Source organism: Shewanella sp. (genome assembly GCF_047975355.1).
Classification (GTDB): Bacteria; Pseudomonadota; Gammaproteobacteria; order Enterobacterales; family Shewanellaceae; genus Shewanella.
This window is the reverse complement of record NZ_JBKEDJ010000002.1, coordinates 25,832-45,772: the sequence shown is the minus strand read 5'-3', so window position 1 is coordinate 45,772 and position 19,941 is coordinate 25,832. Positions and strand designations below refer to the sequence as shown.

The following is a 19,941-nucleotide window of genomic DNA, read 5'->3' as shown; positions in this document are numbered from 1 at the left end:
TTGTGAACAGTAGCAGGGCTGAGATTTCTAGTTTATAGTAATCTCAATAAATACAATTGCCTAAAGCCTGTTATCAGCGAGATAACTTAAATAGCGCTTCAAAGGGAAGGATTGATGAAATTTCGCACTTCGTATCTTGTGGGCCTGATGGCCACCGTTTTAGCTGTTTCTTCCACGACCTCTTTTATTGATCCTGCGATAGCTGCTGATACTCCCAAAATAAAACCTTTAAAAATCATGGGCCCAGACGGACAGATCCGTCAGGTCAATCATCAATATGGACCAACGACCTCTAAGGACACTTTCTGGAGCATTGCGCAAAAAGTCCGCCCCGACGCCAGTGTCAGCGTTTATCAGGTGATGGCCGCGGTATTTGATGCTAACCCCCATGCATTTAACTCCGACAGTTACAACAGCCTAGAACGTGGCATGATTTTGCTGATCCCTTCGAAAGAAGTGATGCTCGCCATCCCCAATAGTCTGGCCATTGCCCGCGCCGAACGCAGTGATAAGCAGGCTCGTTCTGGCGCTAAAGCCACGCCTAGGGCAGAAACCAAACCTGCGACTAAGCCAGCTGCACCGACTCAGGTCGCAGTACAACCTAAACCTAAGGTTGAGACGCCACCTAAGGCCGAGGTGAAACCCGACGCGGCGAAAACCGATGTAGCCAAAAACGAGGCGGTTGTTACGCCAACAGCGCCTAAGATGGTGAGCTCGGATATAAATGCTCGCCTTGAAGCCGCTGAGAGCAAGAATTTATCCCTGACCGATGAGTTAGCCAGAGCGCAAGATCAACTCGCGGTGAGAAATACCGATGTTGAGACACTCAAAGCCAAGGTCGAAGAGCTAAATCAACAGATTGCGGTATTAGAAGAAACCCTACAAGCGAGTAAGAAGCAGAATCTTGCGCTTAAAGCCGAGGTTGAGGCCGCACAGACGCCAGAGACGACTGTGACAGATGAGCCCGCTATGCCCGCAGATCCCGATGATCTGTGGCGTAATCTGATGAGTAATCCGCTGCTCCTTGTTGCGGCGGCAGTGATCCCAGCCTTGTTGCTACTTGTCCTCGTCTTCTGGTTGTTACGCCGTAAACGTAATAAAGAACGTCGCGAGCTAGAAGCGCAGCAGGCCGCTATGGTTGCAGCAGGCGCTGCGGGTGTGGCGAGTGCATCCGTACTCGCGATGGATGATGACGATCTTGGCAATATGGCAGTGCATTTAGATACCGACCATGCCGATTCTATCGACAGTTTACTCGATGTCGGAAGCGTCGACCTGCAACCCGAACAGGACATGACAGATAGCCATGAACAGATGGACATGGCATCGGAGATGTTTATTGACCCAGGTGTGACTACTGAACCTGAACCTCAATTTGAAGAGGAAGAAGGGCAATCGCTGGACGATCTCTGGGCTGAGGCCATGGGCGACCAAGAGGAAGCCTTTGCCGAAGAAAAATCGGCATCTGGCAATATTCTTGAGGACGAAGATCTCGATGCACTCTTGGCCGGTTTGGGCTCCGATGAAGAGGCAACTTCACAGGTGGCTGACGCGGCCCCAGAGGGACTTGACGATCACGACGAATTAGCAGGTTTTGATTTGCCTGCAGAGCCAGCGTCAGCCGTTGACACTGCCGAAGAGGAAGATTTAGCCGCAGCAATTGCCGCCGAACTAGACACTGAGCTTGAAAACGACGTCACTACTGAAGCTGCTGACGATGATATTGATGCTTTACTCGCGGGCTTTAATCAGCCGGAGAAGCAAGAGACAGCCGAAGTTGCCGATGAGGATCTTGATGCGTTACTGGCCGATTATGACAAGGCGCCAGTAGACGCCGCTGACGATCTCGGCGATGAAATCGCCGCCGAATTGGATGATGACTTAGCAGAGTTGGGTGTTGCGCAAACCGATGATATCGATGCTTTGTTGGCCGATTTTGATAAACCAGCCGCGCCAGAACCCGATTTAAGCGATGAGATTGCCGCCGAGCTCGATGACGGTTTGAATGACATTGACGTGAGTGACGCGGATGATATTGATGCCTTACTCGCAGGCTTTGATGAGCCAGCGAAATCTGAACCCGACGACGCAGAAGCCATTGCGGCTGAGTTGGATGATGAGTTCGCCCCTGAGTTGCCAACGAGCGATGAAGATCTTGACCAGTTATTGGCAGGCCTTAACACGCAAGAAGCGCTAGTCGAAGAGGCTGCGGTTGAAGATGCCGTAGCAGAAGATGTGCCTCAAGATGAAGCCACGCTTGAGCGCGATGAAATCGCCGCCGAACTTGAAGCGGCATTGCCCGAAGACCTATCGGCTGTAGAGGACGATCTCGATTCGCTCCTTGCCGAGTTTGATGTACCTGAGCAAGCAGAGGCGGATGCTGATGATTTTAACTTCGACCTAGAAACTACTCATGCCGAGCTAGAAGAAAAAGCCGAGGAAGATGATTTACTCAAGGGTATAGGTGCCACCCATGCCATTGATGGCACAGACGATACCTTTGAGCTGAACGAGGTGATTGCGGATAACCAAGACAGCGTCGATGACGCGGCCACAGAGCCTAAGTTTACTGGGTTCGACGCCGACACTGATGATATCACACCAGCGATTGCAGGTGCTGCCGTTGCCGCATCCGCCGTTGCAGCCGCCAGTGCGAAGGAAAAAGAGTCATCCTTCTTCAATGACTTAAAGGCCAATAAGACTAAAGATCCCCATGTGCTCGATTGGGATACCGAACTGAATTTTGCGCCGACAACTAAGGCGGAAACGCCGGTCAAACCCGAAGTCGATTTACCTTTAGATCCTGTGCCAGTGCAAGGAACCAAGCGTCAACCGCTGGAGTTTGCGACTGAGACTAACGACGCAAAGCTTGAAGTTGATGTTAAACCAACTGCCGCGAGCGCAGAGTTTGATCTCGATGATGAACTGGATTTAGGCCGCGAGTTTGATTTAAAAGACGATACTGATGATGTCGATTTAAGCGATGACAGCGTGCTTGCCGCCTTTAGCAACAATGTCGAACTCGAAGAGGAAGAGGTATTAACCCCTGAGGACAGCTTCGCCCTCGATGATGAACATACGCTCACCGTCGATGAGGCTTTAGCCGCACTCGATGCGCAGGAGTCTCGCAAGTCGAAGAAGTTTGTTCCTGAGCATGATTTAACGAACTTCCAAAACGAGCATGGCTATATCGATATCGAAAAACTGCTCAACGATGCAGAGCAGGACAGCGTTGAGACAGATCTTTATCCCGAAATGGATGTCGAGATGAGCGATGTGGGCGCCCTGATTGGTGATGCTGCCATGATCGATGTGGACGATGAGGAAAACTCAGTTAATGCCAAGCTCGATTTAGCCCGTGCTTATATCGAAATTGATGACAGTGACAGTGCTAAGGCGCTGCTGCGTGAAGTCCAAATCGACGGTAACGAGCGTCAGCAAGATGAGGCAGTGCGCTTACTCAAAGAGATTGGCTAATCCTAAAGGGATTGGTTGCAAACTAACGGCGCGTAGAGCGCCGTTTTTTTTATGGGCTGCTGTGATAAAATGCGCCGCTAAATTAACTGTGAGGATGTGTGGATGCGGATTGCATTAGGTATTGAATATGACGGTAGTGGTTATTTCGGTTGGCAGCGTCAGGCCGAAGTCGATTCAGTACAAGGGCAATTAGAACAAGCCTTGTCCAAGGTGGCAAATGAACCCATCAGCTTGTTCTGTGCGGGGCGAACCGATGCCGGTGTTCATGCAACCGGGCAGGTGGTGCATTTCGAGACCAACGCAATACGTAACGAAGGCGCCTGGACCTTAGGGGTTAATGCCAATTTGCCCGATAACATTGCCGTTCGCTGGGCACAAGAGGTTGATGAGAGCTTCCACGCCCGCTTTTCGGCCACGGCCAGACGCTATCGCTATGTGATTTACAATCATAACTTTCGCCCCGGGATCCTACGTCACGGTGTGACTCATTATCACGGTGATATCGACGCCGATAAAATGCATGTTGCGGCGCAGGCGCTGCTGGGTGAACAGGACTTTACCAGTTTTCGTGCCATTCAATGTCAATCGAAAACCCCATTTCGCAATGTGCACAGCGTTAAAGTGACGCGTCAGGGCATGTATGTGATAGTCGATATTTCTGCCAACGCCTTCTTGCACCATATGGTGCGTAACATTGTCGGTTCGCTGCTGGAAATCGGCCTTGGCAACCAGCCACTGACATGGATGGCGGATCTGCTGGCCCTAAAAGACAGAAATCAAGCGGCGGCCACCGCTAAACCTAATGGACTCTATTTAGTCGATGTGACGTATCCCGAGCAGTACCAACTGCCCAAATTGGCTTTAGGGCCATTGTTTATGCTGGATTAATCGCCGCTTGACCCGTTAAGTGAAGCGCGTATCGAAGGAAGGAAAGAACAGATGACCACAGCCCCGAGTGAACAGATTGCCTTAGCTGTGCCAGGCGCCAATGCGCCACTGGAACAATGGCTAGATTATTTATTATCGATTCACCCAACCGAAATTGATATGGGATTAACCCGGGTTTCTAAGGTTGCCGAGCGCCTGCATTTATTGGATTTGGGGCCAAGTAAAGTCGTCACAGTGGGTGGTACCAATGGCAAAGGCACAACCTGCGCGATGCTTGAAAACATCTTGCGTTTATCTGGGTTGACGGTGGGCGTCTACAGCTCGCCCCATATGCTCAAATACAACGAAAGGGTGCGTATTAACGGTCAGGACGCCAGCGATGAAGCCTTTGTAGCGGCCTTTGAACAGATTGAAGCTACGCGCGGCGAGATTTCGCTGACCTTCTTCGAATATGCCACCTTGGCGGGCTTGATCCTGTTTAAAGCTGCTAAGTTGGATGTAGTGATCTTAGAAGTGGGTCTTGGCGGCCGTTTGGATGCCACCAACATGATTGATGCCGATATTAGCGTGGTGACGTCCGTCGATTTAGATCACGAGGCCTATTTGGGCAATACCCGAGAACTGGTCGGCCGTGAAAAGGCGGGCATTTTTCGCCAAGGTCGCCCTGCGATTGTCGGCGAGCCGAACTTACCCCATACGGTCAATGATGTCGCCCAAGATGTTGGCGCTAAGCTTTATCGTGTGGGCGAGGAGTTTAGTTACCAGCAAAATGGCCAGACTTGGGATTACCAAGGGCAAGTGTTAACGCTCAAGCAGCTTGGTTTGCCAACGCTGCCATTGCCCAATGCCGCGACTGTAATTGCGATTGTCGAGCATGGCTGGTCACATATCGCCCCCGATATCATTGCCAAAGGCATCAGCAGCGCGCGCTTAACTGGGCGCCTTGAGCAAGTCAATGAGCAACCGCTGATTTTACTCGATGTGGCCCACAATCCCCATGCGGCGCGCTTTTTAGTGCAGCAACTCTCGCCTATGGTGGCAGGTAAACGAGTGTTTGCCCTGTGTGGCATGTTAAAGGATAAGGATATTGGTGGTGTGTTACCTGTGGTTTCGCCCTTGATCGATTCTTGGTTCTTAGTGAGTTTACAGGGCGAGCGTGGAGCTAACGCAAGTCTGCTGCGCCAATGCTTAGCGCAAGGCACTAAGGCCCATGAATTTGATGATATCACCTCGGCATGGACGGCATTAAAAGCGCAAATTCAGCCCGATGATGTGGTAATTGTGTTTGGCTCCTTTTACACTGTGGCAGGTTTTAAGTCTCTCTTTAAGCAGGATTACCGTTTTGTCTAGCCAGTTTCATAATCGATTAGTCGGCACTGTGGTGCTGGTCGCCCTCGGGGTGATTTTTCTGCCGGATATTTTAGATGGTAAGAAGGAACGTCAAGAGGAGCAATTTGCCGAAATTCCCCTGCGTCCTGCCGCCATAGCGCAGCAAAACGCCGATGATATGTTTGAAGTGTTGTCCACGCAGAATGTGGATGGTGAAGGCGCCGTGCCCGAGGAACTCTCTGCTAACGATGAGGCGGCGTTAGCGCAGGCGGTCAATACTGACGTCAAAGACACGCCTGCGGCAAAAGTCGAGCCTAAATCGGACGCGGTGAAGGAACAAGCCAAACCACAGACGGCAAAAGCGGAGATCAAGGCTGAAGTAAAAGAGCCTGCGAAAACAGAGGCTGCAAAGGTCGAACCTAAAAAAGAAACGCCAAAGCCGACTCCTGTTAAAACTGAGCCGAAAAAGCCGGAGCCCAAGCCAACCACAGTGGCGAAAGCTGACAAGCCTAAAGCCGAAACCGCGAAAACAGAATCTGCAAAACCTGCCAAAGACGATGGCATTAAAGTGGTGAGTCGCGATTCATTAAAGGCAGGGCTTACCCTACAACTGGGCGCATTTAGCAATGCCGCCAACGTGAAAGCACTGGTCGCTCAACTGCGTAAAAGTGGTTACAAGGCGTACACAATTCCAGACACACCAAAGGATGGCGTGTTGACGAAAGTATTTGTAGGCCCCGATGTTTCCGAGGCTAAGTTGAAGAAAATGCAGGAAGAGATCGAAACGCTGACCCGCTTGAAAGGCCGAATTGTGCCTTTTAATCCGTTGGAATCTTAATGCTGAACTGCAGAGACTGAAATAATTTATTTACCTCGTTAGGGGTGAGAATCGTTTCAGTCTCTGGTAGAATCGCGCCGTCTTAAAGCCTATGCTGGAAAGCCATCTCAATGGTTTGGATTGATTACGCTATCATCTTTGTTATCGGGTTATCGACTCTTATCAGTCTGATCCGCGGATTTGCCAAAGAAGCCATGTCGTTAGTGGTATGGTTCGCGGCTTTCTTTGTTGCCAGCCAATTTTATCAAGATCTCGCCGTTCATCTCACGCAAATGAACGATGAGGTGCTTCGCAATGGGGTCTCCATTGCTATTCTTTTTATCACTACATTAATACTCGGCGCCCTTATCAATTACATCATTGGGCAATTAGTGGTTAAAACCGGATTATCTGGCACTGACAGACTCTTAGGTCTGTGTTTCGGTGCCATTAGGGGCGCACTTATTGTCAGCGCGCTGCTGTTTTTTATGGATGCTTTTACAGGTTCACCCAACACCCAATGGTGGAAGGATTCTGTACTAGTGCCCGAATTTGGCGTTGTGATCCAATGGTTCTTTAACTATTTGGAAAACACCTCCAGCTTTGTACCCAAACTATAAAAAAGACAATAAATTTATCCTAAGTGATGGAGGATAAGTAAGGTTGAGCCCGACCCCTAAGGTTCGGACTCAACACTGAGATGAAGCACTTAAGCCTTATGGCTGGAGATTTACTTCGTCTTTTACTTATATTTCAACATGAAAGGGCATAGAACATCTTACAATGAGGAAGCTTACCCATGTGTGGTATCGTCGGAATAGTTGGCCAATCATCGGTTAATCAGACCATTTATGACGCACTGACCGTGCTTCAACACAGAGGTCAGGATGCGGCAGGTATTGTGACCGTTGATCGTGGTGCTTTCAGACTACGTAAAGCCAATGGTCTGGTCAAAGATGTATTTGAAGTCAAACACATGCAGCGCCTACAGGGCAATGCAGGTATTGGCCACGTACGTTATCCTACTGCAGGCAGTTCCAGCGCGTCAGAAGCGCAGCCTTTCTATGTTAACTCGCCATTTGGGATTTCATTAGCCCATAACGGTAACTTAACCAACACGGTTGAATTAGCTGAAGGCCTGATCAAAAAACGTCGCCATGTGAACACCACATCCGACTCAGAAGTATTATTAAACCTGCTGGCCGATGAGCTGCAAAAAACCACAAGTTTAATGCTGACGCCTGACGAAGTGTTCGACACTATCGCCAAAGTGCATGAGCAAGCCCGTGGCGCCTATGCGGTAGTGGCCATGATTATCGGCCAAGGTCTGGTGGCTTTTCGTGATCCTTTCGGTATTCGTCCGCTGGTATTAGGTAAGCACGAAACCCCAACGGGTACCGAGTACATGGTTGCCTCTGAGAGCGTGGCCCTCGATGCCGTCGGTTTTGAAGTAATGCGCGATGTGGCGCCAGGCGAAGCGATTTATATCTCTCTCGATGGTCAGCTTTACACTCGCCAATGTGCCAAAGAGCCAAGCTACTCTCCTTGTATCTTCGAATTCGTGTATTTTGCGCGCCCAGATTCGACTATCGACAACGTCTCTGTTTACGCCAGTCGCGTGAACATGGGTGCCAAGCTTGGTGAAAAGATCAAAAAAGAATGGTACGACCATGATATCGACGTGGTCATTCCTATTCCTGAAACCTCATGCGATATCGCATTAGAAATCGCCCGTTGCATGGACTTACCTTACCGCCAAGGTTTTGTGAAAAACCGTTATATCGGTCGCACCTTTATTATGCCTGGTCAACAGGAGCGTAAAAAATCGGTACGCCGTAAACTCAATGCCATCAACACTGAGTTCAAGGGTAAGAACGTTCTGTTAGTCGATGACTCTATCGTACGTGGCACGACGTCTGAGCAAATCATCGAGATGGCACGTGAAGCGGGGGCGAAGAAAGTATACTTTGCCTCGGCAGCTCCGGAAATTCGTTTCCCGAACGTTTATGGTATCGATATGCCAACCTCGAATGAGCTTATCGCCCACGGTCGTGATGCCGATGAAATTGCTAAGCTTATCGGCGCCGATGGCATTATCTTCCAAAATCTGCCGGATCTGGTTGAAGCTGTGAGAATGGAAAACCCAGAGATCAAACGTTTCGAAACCTCTGTGTTCGACGGTCACTACATCACTAACGATGTCGATCAATCTTACCTCGATCACTTAACGCAGTTACGTAACGCCGTAGCCACAGCCGACCGGAATACAGACATTGGCACTAACTTAGAGTTACATAACGTTTGACATCCATAAGACGAAAATCTTAAGATGAAAGAGTGTGCTTGGCGTTAAGCATCTGCATAGTTTAAAAACGCCAAACAAAAAGCCAGTGATGAGTCACTGGCTTTTTTATTTGGATAATCAACACTTAAGAAGCTTTGGGATTGTCGCCGGATTGATTGAGTGCAGTCTGCTCATCCTGTGCATTTTTACGCTCAACCCAATAGTCTGCATGGGGAATACCGAGTTTTTCAGGATCGAATAGCGGCTCAATACCTTGTTTTTGTTGTGACTCATAATCCTTCAGGCAAGTGAAGGCGATGCGTTGCAATAGAATAATGGCGATAATGTTTAACCAAGCCATTAAGCCCACGCCAATATCACCCATGCCCCACGCCAAATCGGCGGTTTTCACTGTGCCATAGACAGTTGACGCCATTAGCACAACTTTGAGCACGACGGTCAGCCAAGGGCGATTCACCTTGCGGTTGATATAAGCGATGTTGGTTTCAGCAATATAGTAGTAGGCCACAATAGTAGTGAAGGCGAAGAAGAACAGCGCGACGGCAACGAACATATTACCAAAGCCTGGCATCATGCTTTCCATTGCGGTTTGCACATAACCAGGGCCTGCCGCGACGCCCGCAATACCAGTATAAAGCGCAACACCATCTGGACCCTGCACATTATACAGGCCTGTGATCAGCAGCATAAAACCAGTGGCAGAGCACACAAAGAGAGTGTCAATGTACACTGAGAATGCCTGTACTAATCCTTGTTTGGCTGGATGACTTACGGCTGCGGCAGAAGAGGCGTGCGGCCCAGTACCTTGGCCTGCTTCGTTTGAGTAAATACCGCGTTTTACCCCCCACATAATCGCAAGACCGAGAATGGCACCAAAGCCAGCATCGAGTCCGAAGGCGCTTTTTAGGATCAACAGGATAATATCAGGCAGCTGACCAATGTTAAGGGCAATAATTACGCAGGCGACAATGATATAACCGAGCGCCATAAAGGGCACAACGGTACTGGCAAACTGCGCAATACGTTTCACCCCACCAAAAATAATGAAACCTAACAGCATGGCCAGGATCGCAGCGGTAACGTTAGGGTCGATATCGAAGGCGGTTTTTAAACTCGAACCAATGGAGTTGGCTTGCACGCCGGGCAGTAAAATCCCGCAGGCAAAAATGGTTGCAATGGCAAATGTCCATGCGTACCACTTCATGCCTAAGCCTTTTTCAATGTAAAAGGCGGGGCCGCCGCGGTACTCACCATTGATTTTTTCTTTATAGACTTGGCCTAAGGTTGATTCAACGAATGCGGAGCTTGCGCCAAGAAAGGCCACCATCCACATCCAAAATAGCGCGCCTGGGCCGCCGAAGGTAATTGCCGTGGCGACACCTGCAATGTTTCCTGTTCCCACACGACCCGCTAAGGTCATGGCTAAGGCTTGAAAGGAAGAGACGCCTGCATCTGTGCTTTTACCATCGAACACTAAACGGACCATTTCGGGTAAATGGCGTAACTGTAAGAAACGTGAGCGCAGGGAGAAAAAGAGTCCTACACCGAGGCAAAGATAAACGAGCGCGGGGCTCCAAACGATATTGTTGACCGCATTAACAATCTCATTCATATAATTCAACTCCAATATTCTGTTGTTTTTGCAGAGTTTTTAAGATTTTTGCTTGTGATTTTGGGTGCTAAACAGCCAATTTGGCCTAAGGTTAAGACGCGTGCGTGCGTCCAAGAGCTTCAACATAACGACTTTTTAAGCCGCTTCATAGCTAAACTTGTTAAATAATTGATAATTTAACGTTCTTTATTTGGGTGGCTTCTTTTTAGGGTTACAGAGATTAGAGTCGTGATAGCTTGGAAATTTAACAAAGACGGCAAAGCGAGGTTTACAGCCTGTGTTGCGTTGTTTCGTTAAAATGAATTGTAGAAGGGGCATTTAAGCGGGCTAAGTAAGGGTAAATACATCGATCTGATGAGTTGATTTGGTTCAGTTTTAGCCTTTTTTGCCTGAGGTTCGCCGAGCGAGCGTTAAACTATCGACTCAAATTGCCAGCCATAACGACATCCATAATCCAAATAGCCATGCCAAACTGCGGCGGCTGACCTTGTGGTCTAATAGCAAAGATAGACTTACCGCGACAGGTAGAAACAGGATAAAACCCCAAGAGATAAAAGGGGTCTCAAGATTAAGCTTCTTAAACCCAAGCTCATAAAGCAAGCTTAACGCCAGTAATAACAGGCTGTGAAATAGCATTAATTGGTTAAATCTTAAGGCGAATGGCGGTTTAAATGTGGGGTTTGCTGAGCTTGGCAAGGTTAGGGTATTCATCTTATTTGCCTCATTACTATTCTTTGGTTGAGTCAATTCTAGGCTTAGATGAAAATCATTCTCAACTAAATTTACATAGCTTTAGTCTTGGCGGTCTTTGTATGAGATAAATATGCCCTCGATGCCGAGATGCTTGTTTGCACTCTCGCTAGCTTTGAGCTAAATTACACTGTAATTATATCCAGTATTTAATGTAGATATGATCCTCTATATTGCTGAAAAACCAAGCCTTGGGCGTGCTATCGCCGATGTACTACCTAAACCCCATAAAAAAGGTGAGGGGTTTATTCAAGATGCAAACGGTAATTGTGTGTCTTGGTGTGTGGGGCATTTACTCGAGCAGGCCGAACCCGATGCCTATAATCCCGAGTTTAAATCCTGGAAGTTTGAGCATTTACCCATAGTGCCCGAGAAGTGGCAGCTTAAGCCTAAGGCCGCGACCCGCAGCCAACTTACTGTACTGAAAAAGCTGGTGAAGCAGGCCGATACCTTAGTGAATGCGGGCGATCCCGATCGTGAAGGGCAGTTATTGGTTGATGAGGTGATCGCTTATTTGGGCGTGACTGGTGACAAATTACAGCAGACGCAGCGACTCCTTATCAGCGACTTAAATCCACAGGCGGTGAAACGCGCCTTGTCTCAACTTCGCAGTAATCGTGAGTTTATTCCTCTGTCGACCTCGGCACTTGCCAGAAGCCGCGCCGATTGGCTCTATGGCATGAATATGACGCGAGCCTACACCATTCAAGGGAAGAAGGTCGGTTATCAAGGCGTGCTATCTGTTGGTCGAGTCCAAACGCCGCTGCTCGGGCTTATCGTGCGCCGTGATGAGGAAATCGCGCATTTTCAATCTAAGCCTTTTTATGAGGTTCTCGCTCACTTAGCGACGGATAAACAGCAGGCTTTCACGGCGAAGTGGCAACCCAGTGAGGCCTGCTTGCCCTATATGGATGAGGAAGGACGAGTGCTCGCTAAGGGTTTAGCGCAAAATGTGGTGCGTCGGATCACCGATAAACCCGCCAAAGTGACCCAGTTAAGTACTAAGGATAAGCAGCAGAATCCACCTTTACCCTATAGTTTATCGGCGCTGCAAATCGATGCGGCTAAGCGTTTTGGTATGAGCGCTAAGGACGTCCTCGATAACTGTCAGAGCCTATACGAGCGCCATAAGCTGATCACTTACCCACGTTCCGACAGTCGTTATCTGCCCACTGAGCAACATGGGCTGGCAACTGGAGTGTTAGCAGCAATTACGGGCGGTGCCCCCGAGTTAGTCGCACATACGGATGTACCTAATCCTCGGCTTAAATCTAAGGCCTGGGATGACAAAAAAGTCGATGCCCATCACGCCATTATCCCAACGGAAAAACAGCCCAATTTAGGCAGTTTAAGCCAGCGGGAAAGACAGCTTTATCTGCATATCGCGCGTCAGTATTTGGCGCAGTTTTACCCCGCCTATTGCTACGGTGAAACGGCGGTCGAAGTGACGATTGAAGGCGGATTCTTTAAAACCAAAGCAAGACAGGATAAATCCCTTGGTTGGAAACAGTTGTTTGCCAGAGAAGAGGGCGAGAGCAAAGATTCTGCTAACAGGGCATCGTCCACATCAGCTTCTCAACATGGTGAAGGCCAAGAGGGCGATAAGGACACTGATGAAGGGGAGTATTATGGCCACTTACCGCTTCTCACCTTAGGGCAAATCCTTCATTGCAACCAAGGTGAATTGGTGGAGAAGCAAACTCAGCCACCGAAAGCTTTTACCGATGCGACCCTACTAGGCGCCATGACGGGGATTAATCGTTATGTCACCGACCCCGAGATCCGTAAAATTTTAAAAGAAACCGATGGCTTAGGCACGGAAGCGACTCGCGCAGGTATTATCGAGCTGCTGTTTAAGCGGGGTTTTATTCAGCGTCAGGGTAAGTCGATTGCGGCAACCGAGGTGGGTAAAGGTTTAATTAATAGCTTACCCCTTAGCGCGACTACGCCCGATATGACGGCGCTATGGGAAGCAAGCCTGAATGGCATCAGTCATAAAGAAATCTCTTATCAAGGATTTATGCAGCCACTGCTAGGGACGCTCCATAACTTAATCGAAAATGCGGGCGCCCAATTACCCTCTGCCCTTAACGGCTTAAAAGGGCAGGGCTTTAAGCGCGCAGGAACTAAAAAATCGGGTTATCGTAAAGCTTCTACCAGAGGCGCAGCTGGCGGGAAAAATGCCGGTACGGGAGCTAAAAAAGTGAATGCTAGGAATTCAGCCACAACATCTTCCACATCCACAACACCTAAATCGGCAGCCTCCAGACGGCGAGTGAACAAAACGCCAGCCCAAGCCTGATGACACAAATGTGATCAAACTGTCGTTAATGCTCGCGATTTGATAACGATATTTAATTTATTTCGCGATATTTGATTGCAGGTAATCACTATATTTCGTGATTACCTGATCCACATCAAAAAAACACCTAGAAATTCAGCTTTTAAACTCCGTGGCATGCAAACTGCTATGTCTTGGCTGGAGAATATAATAAGCCAATTAAATCATATGATTATTTATGATTTTGCAGAATTAAAAGGTGTTGATGATATGCAAAAGAAATTACTGGCAGTGATGATCCCTGCGGTACTGCTCACAGGTACGGCACAAGCGGTCGAGCTGTATAACGATCAAACCAATAGCGTCAATATGATGGGCTGGTTAGGTTTTGCGGCGTTAAATGATGGTCACGAAACCTCGGTTATCGATAACTTCTCCCGTGTGGGATTCCGTTTCGACCGCCAGGAGAAAAACGGCTGGCGCTCCTTTGCCCATACCGAATGGGGTATTAACATGGTCACCAGTGACGATGGCCTGATCTATACCCAAGGCCAAGGTGGCGGTCAGTTATCAGCTTCAAAAACCTCAGATTTCCTCTTTAACCGCTTAGGTTATGTTGGCATGTCACACGACAAATGGGGCACGCTCAGCTTTGGTAAGCAATGGGGCGCTTACTATGATGTGGCCTATACCACAGACGTGCTCAATGCGTTTACAGGCTGGTCTGTCGGTGCTTATACCTTTGGGGATGGTGGTTTAACTGGTGCGGGCCGTGCCGATGCGGCGCTGCAATACCGCAATACCTTTGGCAATCTGCATATCGCCGTGCAATATGCCTCTAAACAAAATAGCGATGTTGCCATCTATGATAACCAAGGCAATACCTTAAACGATGGTTCAGAGCTAAGCTTCGATCCTAGCTATGGCGCGAGCGCAACTTACTATTTCACCGATAAATTTAAGGTGTTAGCGGGCTTTAACCGTGGTGACTTTAGCGGCAACCTGGCGGGTAAAGAGGTGGATAATACCAACCAAATCATCGGTATTGGCGCCCAATATGGCAGTTTCTATCAATATGCGCCGGGTCGTGAGGCCGATGGTCTGTACGTTGGTTTTAACGCCCATAAGAGTGAGCAAAACGAGTTAGTGGGTGGGGATCTTTACGACTCAACTGGCGCCGAATTTATTGTCGCCTACCAATATGACAATGGCTTTGTCCCCAGCTTGTTGCTGACTTATCAGGATCTGGATACCGATGAAAACACCGCAATCCAAGGCAAATGGACCCGTCAGTTTGCCGTGCTAGGCCTGCATTATCGCTACAGTCGCGACACTATTATGTATGCTGAAGCTAAAATTGATTTTAGTGATATGGACGATAAAGCCTACGAAGATCTGCAAGATAATAACTATGCCGTCGGTATTCGTTATTTCTTCTAAGCTTGACGATAGACTGAACTAATCTCACTGCATCAATCAAAGGCCACAGTGTTGTGGCCTTTTCTATAGTGCCTATTTGGCGTGTTACACAATCCCTAACTTCTTCATTTTACTGCGCAGGGTATTGGCATTGATATCCAATAATTCCGCCGCGCCGCCTGGGCCATAGAGTTTTCCACCCGTGATCCTTAAGGCATGGCTGATGTATTTTTTGGTCATCACATCCAGTGGTACCAACTTATCGCTGGCATGGCTTGGGTCGATAATCACGGTTTGATTGGATGGGGTTTTGATTTCATTACAACTTTGCGGTGCCAGAAAACTAAAATCTAGCGGACCTGCAGGGTGTTGAATAATGGCGCGCTCAAGCACGTTAATCAGCTCGCGCACATTCCCCGGCCAGCTATATTGATTGAGGATATTCAGCTGCTCTGGGGCGACTCTTGGCAACTGTTGTAAATTAAACCTAGCGCTGAGCTGCTCGATAAAATGTTGTACCAGCAGAGGAATATCCGTGCGTCTTTGCCTTAATGAGGGGATCTCGATGGGGAAAATCGCCAGTCGATACCAGAGATCTTCACGGAACACCTCCCTATGTACCATAGCCTGAAGGTTTCTGTGGGTTGCGGCGATAATGCGAATATCGAGTTGCACTGCATCGTGGCCGCCAACGCGGGTGATACAGCTATTTTGCAGCACTCGCAGCAGGCGTACTTGGGCCGAAAGTGGCAACTCGCCAATCTCATCCAAGAAAATCGTGCCGCCATTGGCCTGCTCGAAGTAGCCGATTTTGCGCGAGTCGGCGCCAGTAAACGCGCCTTTTTCATAGCCAAACAGCTCAGAGTCAATCAGGGTATCGGGGATGGCGCCGCAGTTTACCTTGATAAAAGGCTTACCCGAGCGCTCCGATAATTCGTGAATAGCATTGGCAATCACTTCCTTACCGCAGCCCGTTTCCCCTAGCATTAACACTGTGGTGTTGATTTTTGCGATGGATTGCACCTGCTGCATTACCTGTTTCAGGCCAGAATTGGCGCCAACCACGCCATTTTGAATATCTAAGGTGCGGCGCAGACTAACGTTTTGCTTGGAGAGCGCTTCGTTCTCTTTGAGTAAGTTGCGATCCCTTAAATTCAGTGCCGTGATCAGCGCAAGGTTTTGCATATGCGGAGCAATTAAATCGGCATGACGGGGCCTAAACACCCCTGTAGTTTTTGCATAAAAGCCGACTATCCCAAGGTGGGTATTTTCTATTGACATTCTCAATATGATCAGCGAGCGAATCTCTTTAATCACCTGAGGCGCGACTAATGCGGTGACAGGATCATGCTCAATATTGTTAACAATTCGCACCTTTGGCCGTTCTGGATCTTCTAGAAATTGCGCCAACTTCTCGGGTATGGGAATGCGTTTATCTAAGATTCGGCAATGGGTATCATCAACATGGGCGATAAACTGTATATCATTAAATTGTTTGCGAAAAATATTCACAAATAGACCGTCAATAGGTAATTCATCCCGAATAAACTCAAAGTAACTGTGTAGGGATTTTTCGAGCTGTAGACTGCTGCAGAGTCTTAGGGTTGATTCGTAATAGAAGTGTTTTTCCATTGATATTTCAAGTTGATCACTAAGTATCGTGATTGTAGATCTTTATATTTCGTGATTTTGTGCCTGTTATCAAAGTTCCTCACTTAAATACCTCTTTTTAGGTGCTTGGCACAGCATCTGCACTTTCACGCTGACAAGTTCCAGTGATTATTGAAGGAAATCAGCATGAGTAAAACCCAAGGTATTAATACGGGGCGTCGCCAATTATTAAAGGGCGGTATGGTCATGGCCGCAGGATTTGGAGCGAGTATCGCATTGCCCGCCACTGCCAGTTGCGACTCTGCTCCTATCAACTTCGATGAGATAGTGGATGTACTCGTTGTTGGCAGCGGTTTTGCGGGCATGTCTGCGGCGCTGCAGGCCAGAGAAGCCGACGTGAGCGTGATGGTTATCGACAAAATGCCCGTGTTTGGGGGCAACTCTACCATCAACGGCGGCGCCATGGCGGTGGCAGGTTCAGCGCTACAGAAACAGGCAGGGATTAAAGACTCGGTCGACTCTATGGTCGCGGACATGCTGCGTGCAGGTCGTGGCATGAACGATGTGGAAATGCTCAAGCTGGTGTGTAACGGCACCGCAGAATCCTGCCAGTGGCTGATTGATTACGGCGTTAACTGGAAGCCTTTTGTACAGCATTTTGGCGGCCACTCGGTACAACGGGTGCTGCAAACCGTTGAAAGTTCAGGCGCTGGTATTATTCGTCCCTTGATCAAAGCCGCCCGAGACAAGGGCGTCATCATGAAAAATCAGACCAAGCTCGAAGGCTTTGTACAAGATGAGGCCGGACGGGTGATCGGTGTCGAAGTTCGCGAAGGTTTTTATTTTCCAAATGAGCGCACGGGTAAAATACGTCGTATCGGCGCGCGCCGTGGCGTGATTATGGCGACCGGTGGTTTTGGTCGCGATATCGAATACCGGATGATGCAATTACCTGAGTTAAATAGTGAGTTAGATTCAACCAACCATGCTGGCGCCACTTCTGAGGCACTTAAGCAGATGATGCTAATCGGGGCTAATCCCATTCATTTAGATCAAATTCAGCTGGGCCCCTGGGCATCCCCCGACGAGAAGGGATTTGGTACGGCTTCCCAGTTCAACACTATCGCCACCTATCCCCACGGCATTGTAGTGGACGTGCGCACTGGCGAGCGCTTCTTCAATGAATTAGCTGACCGTAAGGCACGTGCCGACGCCATTATGACCCGACGGGACGAAAAGGGCCAACCTGTCTATCCCATTGGTTTAACTAATGCCGCCGGTGCCAGCAAGGCGCAGACCTTAGATTGGGGCTTGAAATATAAGGTCATCAGCAAAGCTGAGACCTTAGACGAACTGGCCGCTATTTACGGCATGCCAGCTAAAGCGTTAAAGGCACAGGTTGCGCGTTGGAACGAGGCGGTGAAGACAGGCATAGATAAAGAGTTCGACCGCCCGATGCAGGAGGCCATAGTGCTGGACAAAGGGCCTTGGTATGCGGTGCGCATGTGGCCGAAAGTGCATTACTGCATGGGCGGCGTGAAAGTGAATACCCAATCCGAAGTACTGCATTTGGTCAGCAACAAAGCCATCCCCGGATTATATGCCGCTGGCGAAGCCACTGGCGGTATCCATGGTGCCAGCCGTTTAGGCGCCTGCGCCGTGGCCGAAGGGGTAGTTACTGGGCGTAATGCCGGCCGTAACTGCGCCGCTGCGAACGCAGTGACACTCAAGCAAGCTTAGATTTTATTAAATATAACAAAATGTTGGAGAATGATAATGAATAAATCCATGTTAATGGCCTCACTCACTTTGAGTTTACTTTCAGGCAGTGCGCTCGCGATGGAACAAGTGGTGCTCGACGGTAAACATTTAACCCAAGATCAAGCCTGGGCGATTGCCGATGGCGCTAAAGTGAAGATTGCACCGCAGGCCAAAACCCAATTAGTGAAAGCGAACGAACTACTAATGGAAGCTGCGCGTCTAGGCAAGCCTGTGTATGGCTTAACGGTAGGTGTTGGGCTGAACAAAGACCATAAGCTGTTCGATGCAAATGGCAAATTAAGTGATGCGGTACTCGATGCCTCCAAAAGCTTTAACTACAGCACCCTGCGTGCACACAGTGCAGGTGTGGGTGAAGCTGCGCCTATCCGACTAACCCGTCTAGCTTTAGCAATACGGTTAAACACTATGTTGGCCGGGCAAACTGGAGTGCAACCTGTGGTTGCCGAGCTTTATGAAGCCTATCTTAACAAGGGGCTGACGCCTGTAATCCCAGCAAAGGGCACTGTGGGCGAGGCGGATATTCTGCTCTCATCCCATGTCGGTTTAGCCATGATTGGCGAATGGGATGTGTTCTACAAAGGCCAGCGCGTGAGCAGTAAACAGGCGATGGCCGATGCGGGTATTAAGCCATTAACGCCTATGTGTAAAGATGCCTTATCGATTCTGTCCAACAATGCCTTTGCCGTCGCCTATGCCATGCAAGGTTACCGCGAGGCTAAACAATTATTGTCCATATCGCCTACTATCTTTGGCTTAAGCCTTGAAGGGTTAAACGGTAACGTGGCGCCATTCTTGCCACAAACCAACGACATTCGACCGTTCCCTTATATTAAAACCGCAACCTCTGACATTCTTAAACAGCTCGATGGCAGCTATTTATGGCAGCTTAACGATGAGCGTCCGTTACAGGATCCGTTAAGTTTTAGAACCACGGCTTACACCTTTGCCAGCGCCGAGCAAGCCTTAGCTTCACTGGAGGAAGTCATCAATATCCAAATCAACCATTCGGATGATAACCCAGCTGTGATTGTGGGCGCATCGAACCAATATGCCGAGTTTCCACAAGTGGCTAAGTATTTGGTTGAAGGACAGGGCGGTGTATTTCCTACCACTAACTTCGAGCCGCTGCCTGTGGCTCTCGCGGTGCAAAACCTGAGTGTGGCCCTGACCCATGTGTCCCATAACAGTGTGATGCGCACTATTCATCTGTCCGATGATCACTTTACTAAACTGACGCGCTTCCTGAGTGCGCCGGAAAACCAAGGCCATGCCTTCGGTGCGATTCAAAAGGCCTTTGTGGATATGCAGGTGCGTAACAAGCAGTTAGCCACGCCCGTGTCCTTCGATGGGATTTCTATCGCCGGCGGAATTGAAGATACCTTCACTAACCTTAAGTTGGCGTCGGATAACCTGATCCAAATCGTTGATAACACAAGAGTCATCTACGGTTTAGAACTGCTGCATTCAACTCAAGCGATTGATTTACGTAAGCAAGCGCAGCCTGATCTGCAACTGGGTAAGGTAACACAAGTCATGTATAAGGCCTACCGTGAAAAAGTGCCTTTTGTCGCCAAGGACCGTCCGTTTACACCCGATATCCAAGCGTCAACTGACTTTATTGCAAACTATTAATCTACGATGCGGGGCACCATGCCCCGCCTAGGAAGACT

General features: G+C 48.9%; 13 protein-coding genes. 10 read left to right on the top strand and 3 right to left on the bottom strand.

Annotated features, from left to right (window positions below; all coding sequences use genetic code 11):
- The first annotated feature begins 114 nt into the window (after positions 1-114).
- From ACK5NH_RS00985 to purF, 6 genes are all read left to right on the top strand, one after another.
- The gene (locus tag ACK5NH_RS00985; RefSeq protein WP_416917424.1) at positions 115-3,477 is read left to right on the top strand and encodes a FimV/HubP family polar landmark protein; all 3,363 of its coding nucleotides are present in this window, start codon (positions 115-117) and stop codon (positions 3,475-3,477) included.
- A gap of 102 nt (positions 3,478-3,579) precedes the next feature.
- The gene (gene truA, locus ACK5NH_RS00980; protein WP_416917423.1) at positions 3,580-4,365 is read left to right on the top strand and encodes a tRNA pseudouridine(38-40) synthase TruA; all 786 of its coding nucleotides are present in this window, start codon (positions 3,580-3,582) and stop codon (positions 4,363-4,365) included.
- A gap of 51 nt (positions 4,366-4,416) precedes the next feature.
- Positions 4,417-5,715, top strand: coding sequence for a bifunctional tetrahydrofolate synthase/dihydrofolate synthase (gene folC, locus ACK5NH_RS00975; protein WP_416917422.1), 1,299 nt, complete (start codon positions 4,417-4,419; stop codon positions 5,713-5,715).
- On the top strand, positions 5,708-6,532 hold the full coding sequence (locus ACK5NH_RS00970; protein WP_416917421.1) for an SPOR domain-containing protein: 825 nt from the start codon (positions 5,708-5,710) through the stop codon (positions 6,530-6,532). Before folC ends, ACK5NH_RS00970 begins: the two co-directional genes overlap by 8 nt.
- Positions 6,533-6,642: 110 nt before the next feature.
- The gene (locus ACK5NH_RS00965; protein ID WP_011622212.1) at positions 6,643-7,131 is read left to right on the top strand and encodes a CvpA family protein; all 489 of its coding nucleotides are present in this window, start codon (positions 6,643-6,645) and stop codon (positions 7,129-7,131) included.
- A 179-nt stretch (positions 7,132-7,310) separates the two neighbouring features.
- The gene (gene purF / locus ACK5NH_RS00960) at positions 7,311-8,816 is read left to right on the top strand and encodes an amidophosphoribosyltransferase (RefSeq protein ID WP_416917420.1); all 1,506 of its coding nucleotides are present in this window, start codon (positions 7,311-7,313) and stop codon (positions 8,814-8,816) included.
- A gap of 124 nt (positions 8,817-8,940) precedes the next feature.
- Here the strand turns inward: purF and ACK5NH_RS00955 are convergent, their stop codons facing one another.
- Complete coding sequence (locus tag ACK5NH_RS00955) at positions 8,941-10,428, bottom strand: alanine/glycine:cation symporter family protein (protein WP_416917419.1); 1,488 nt, start codon at positions 10,426-10,428, stop codon at positions 8,941-8,943.
- 423 nt (positions 10,429-10,851) lie between these two features.
- Positions 10,852-11,139 carry a hypothetical protein gene (locus ACK5NH_RS00950; RefSeq protein ID WP_416917418.1) on the bottom strand — a complete coding sequence of 96 codons (288 nt, stop codon included), beginning with the start codon at positions 11,137-11,139 and terminating at the stop codon, positions 10,852-10,854.
- Positions 11,140-11,338: 199 nt separating this feature from the next.
- On the opposite strand from ACK5NH_RS00950, the gene ACK5NH_RS00945 reads away from it, so the two are divergent.
- Both ACK5NH_RS00945 and ACK5NH_RS00940 read left to right on the top strand, forming a co-directional pair.
- Complete coding sequence (locus ACK5NH_RS00945; protein ID WP_416917417.1) at positions 11,339-13,480, top strand: DNA topoisomerase III; 2,142 nt, start codon at positions 11,339-11,341, stop codon at positions 13,478-13,480.
- 249 nt (positions 13,481-13,729) lie between these two features.
- Positions 13,730-14,899: a porin gene (locus tag ACK5NH_RS00940; RefSeq protein WP_416917416.1), complete on the top strand. Its 1,170-nt coding sequence runs from the start codon at positions 13,730-13,732 to the stop codon at positions 14,897-14,899.
- 84 nt (positions 14,900-14,983) lie between these two features.
- Here the strand turns inward: ACK5NH_RS00940 and ACK5NH_RS00935 are convergent, their stop codons facing one another.
- Positions 14,984-16,510, bottom strand: a complete 1,527-nt coding sequence (locus ACK5NH_RS00935) for a sigma-54 interaction domain-containing protein (protein WP_416917415.1) — start codon at positions 16,508-16,510, stop codon at positions 14,984-14,986.
- Positions 16,511-16,675: 165 nt separating this feature from the next.
- Here ACK5NH_RS00935 and ACK5NH_RS00930 point away from each other — a divergent pair, with 165 nt between their 5' ends.
- Both ACK5NH_RS00930 and ACK5NH_RS00925 read left to right on the top strand, forming a co-directional pair.
- Entirely contained in the window at positions 16,676-18,229 is a 1,554-nt protein-coding gene (locus tag ACK5NH_RS00930) for a flavocytochrome c (RefSeq protein WP_416917414.1), read from the top strand.
- A gap of 36 nt (positions 18,230-18,265) precedes the next feature.
- Complete coding sequence (locus ACK5NH_RS00925; RefSeq protein ID WP_416917413.1) at positions 18,266-19,903, top strand: HAL/PAL/TAL family ammonia-lyase; 1,638 nt, start codon at positions 18,266-18,268, stop codon at positions 19,901-19,903.
- The last annotated feature ends 38 nt before the right edge of the window (positions 19,904-19,941 follow it).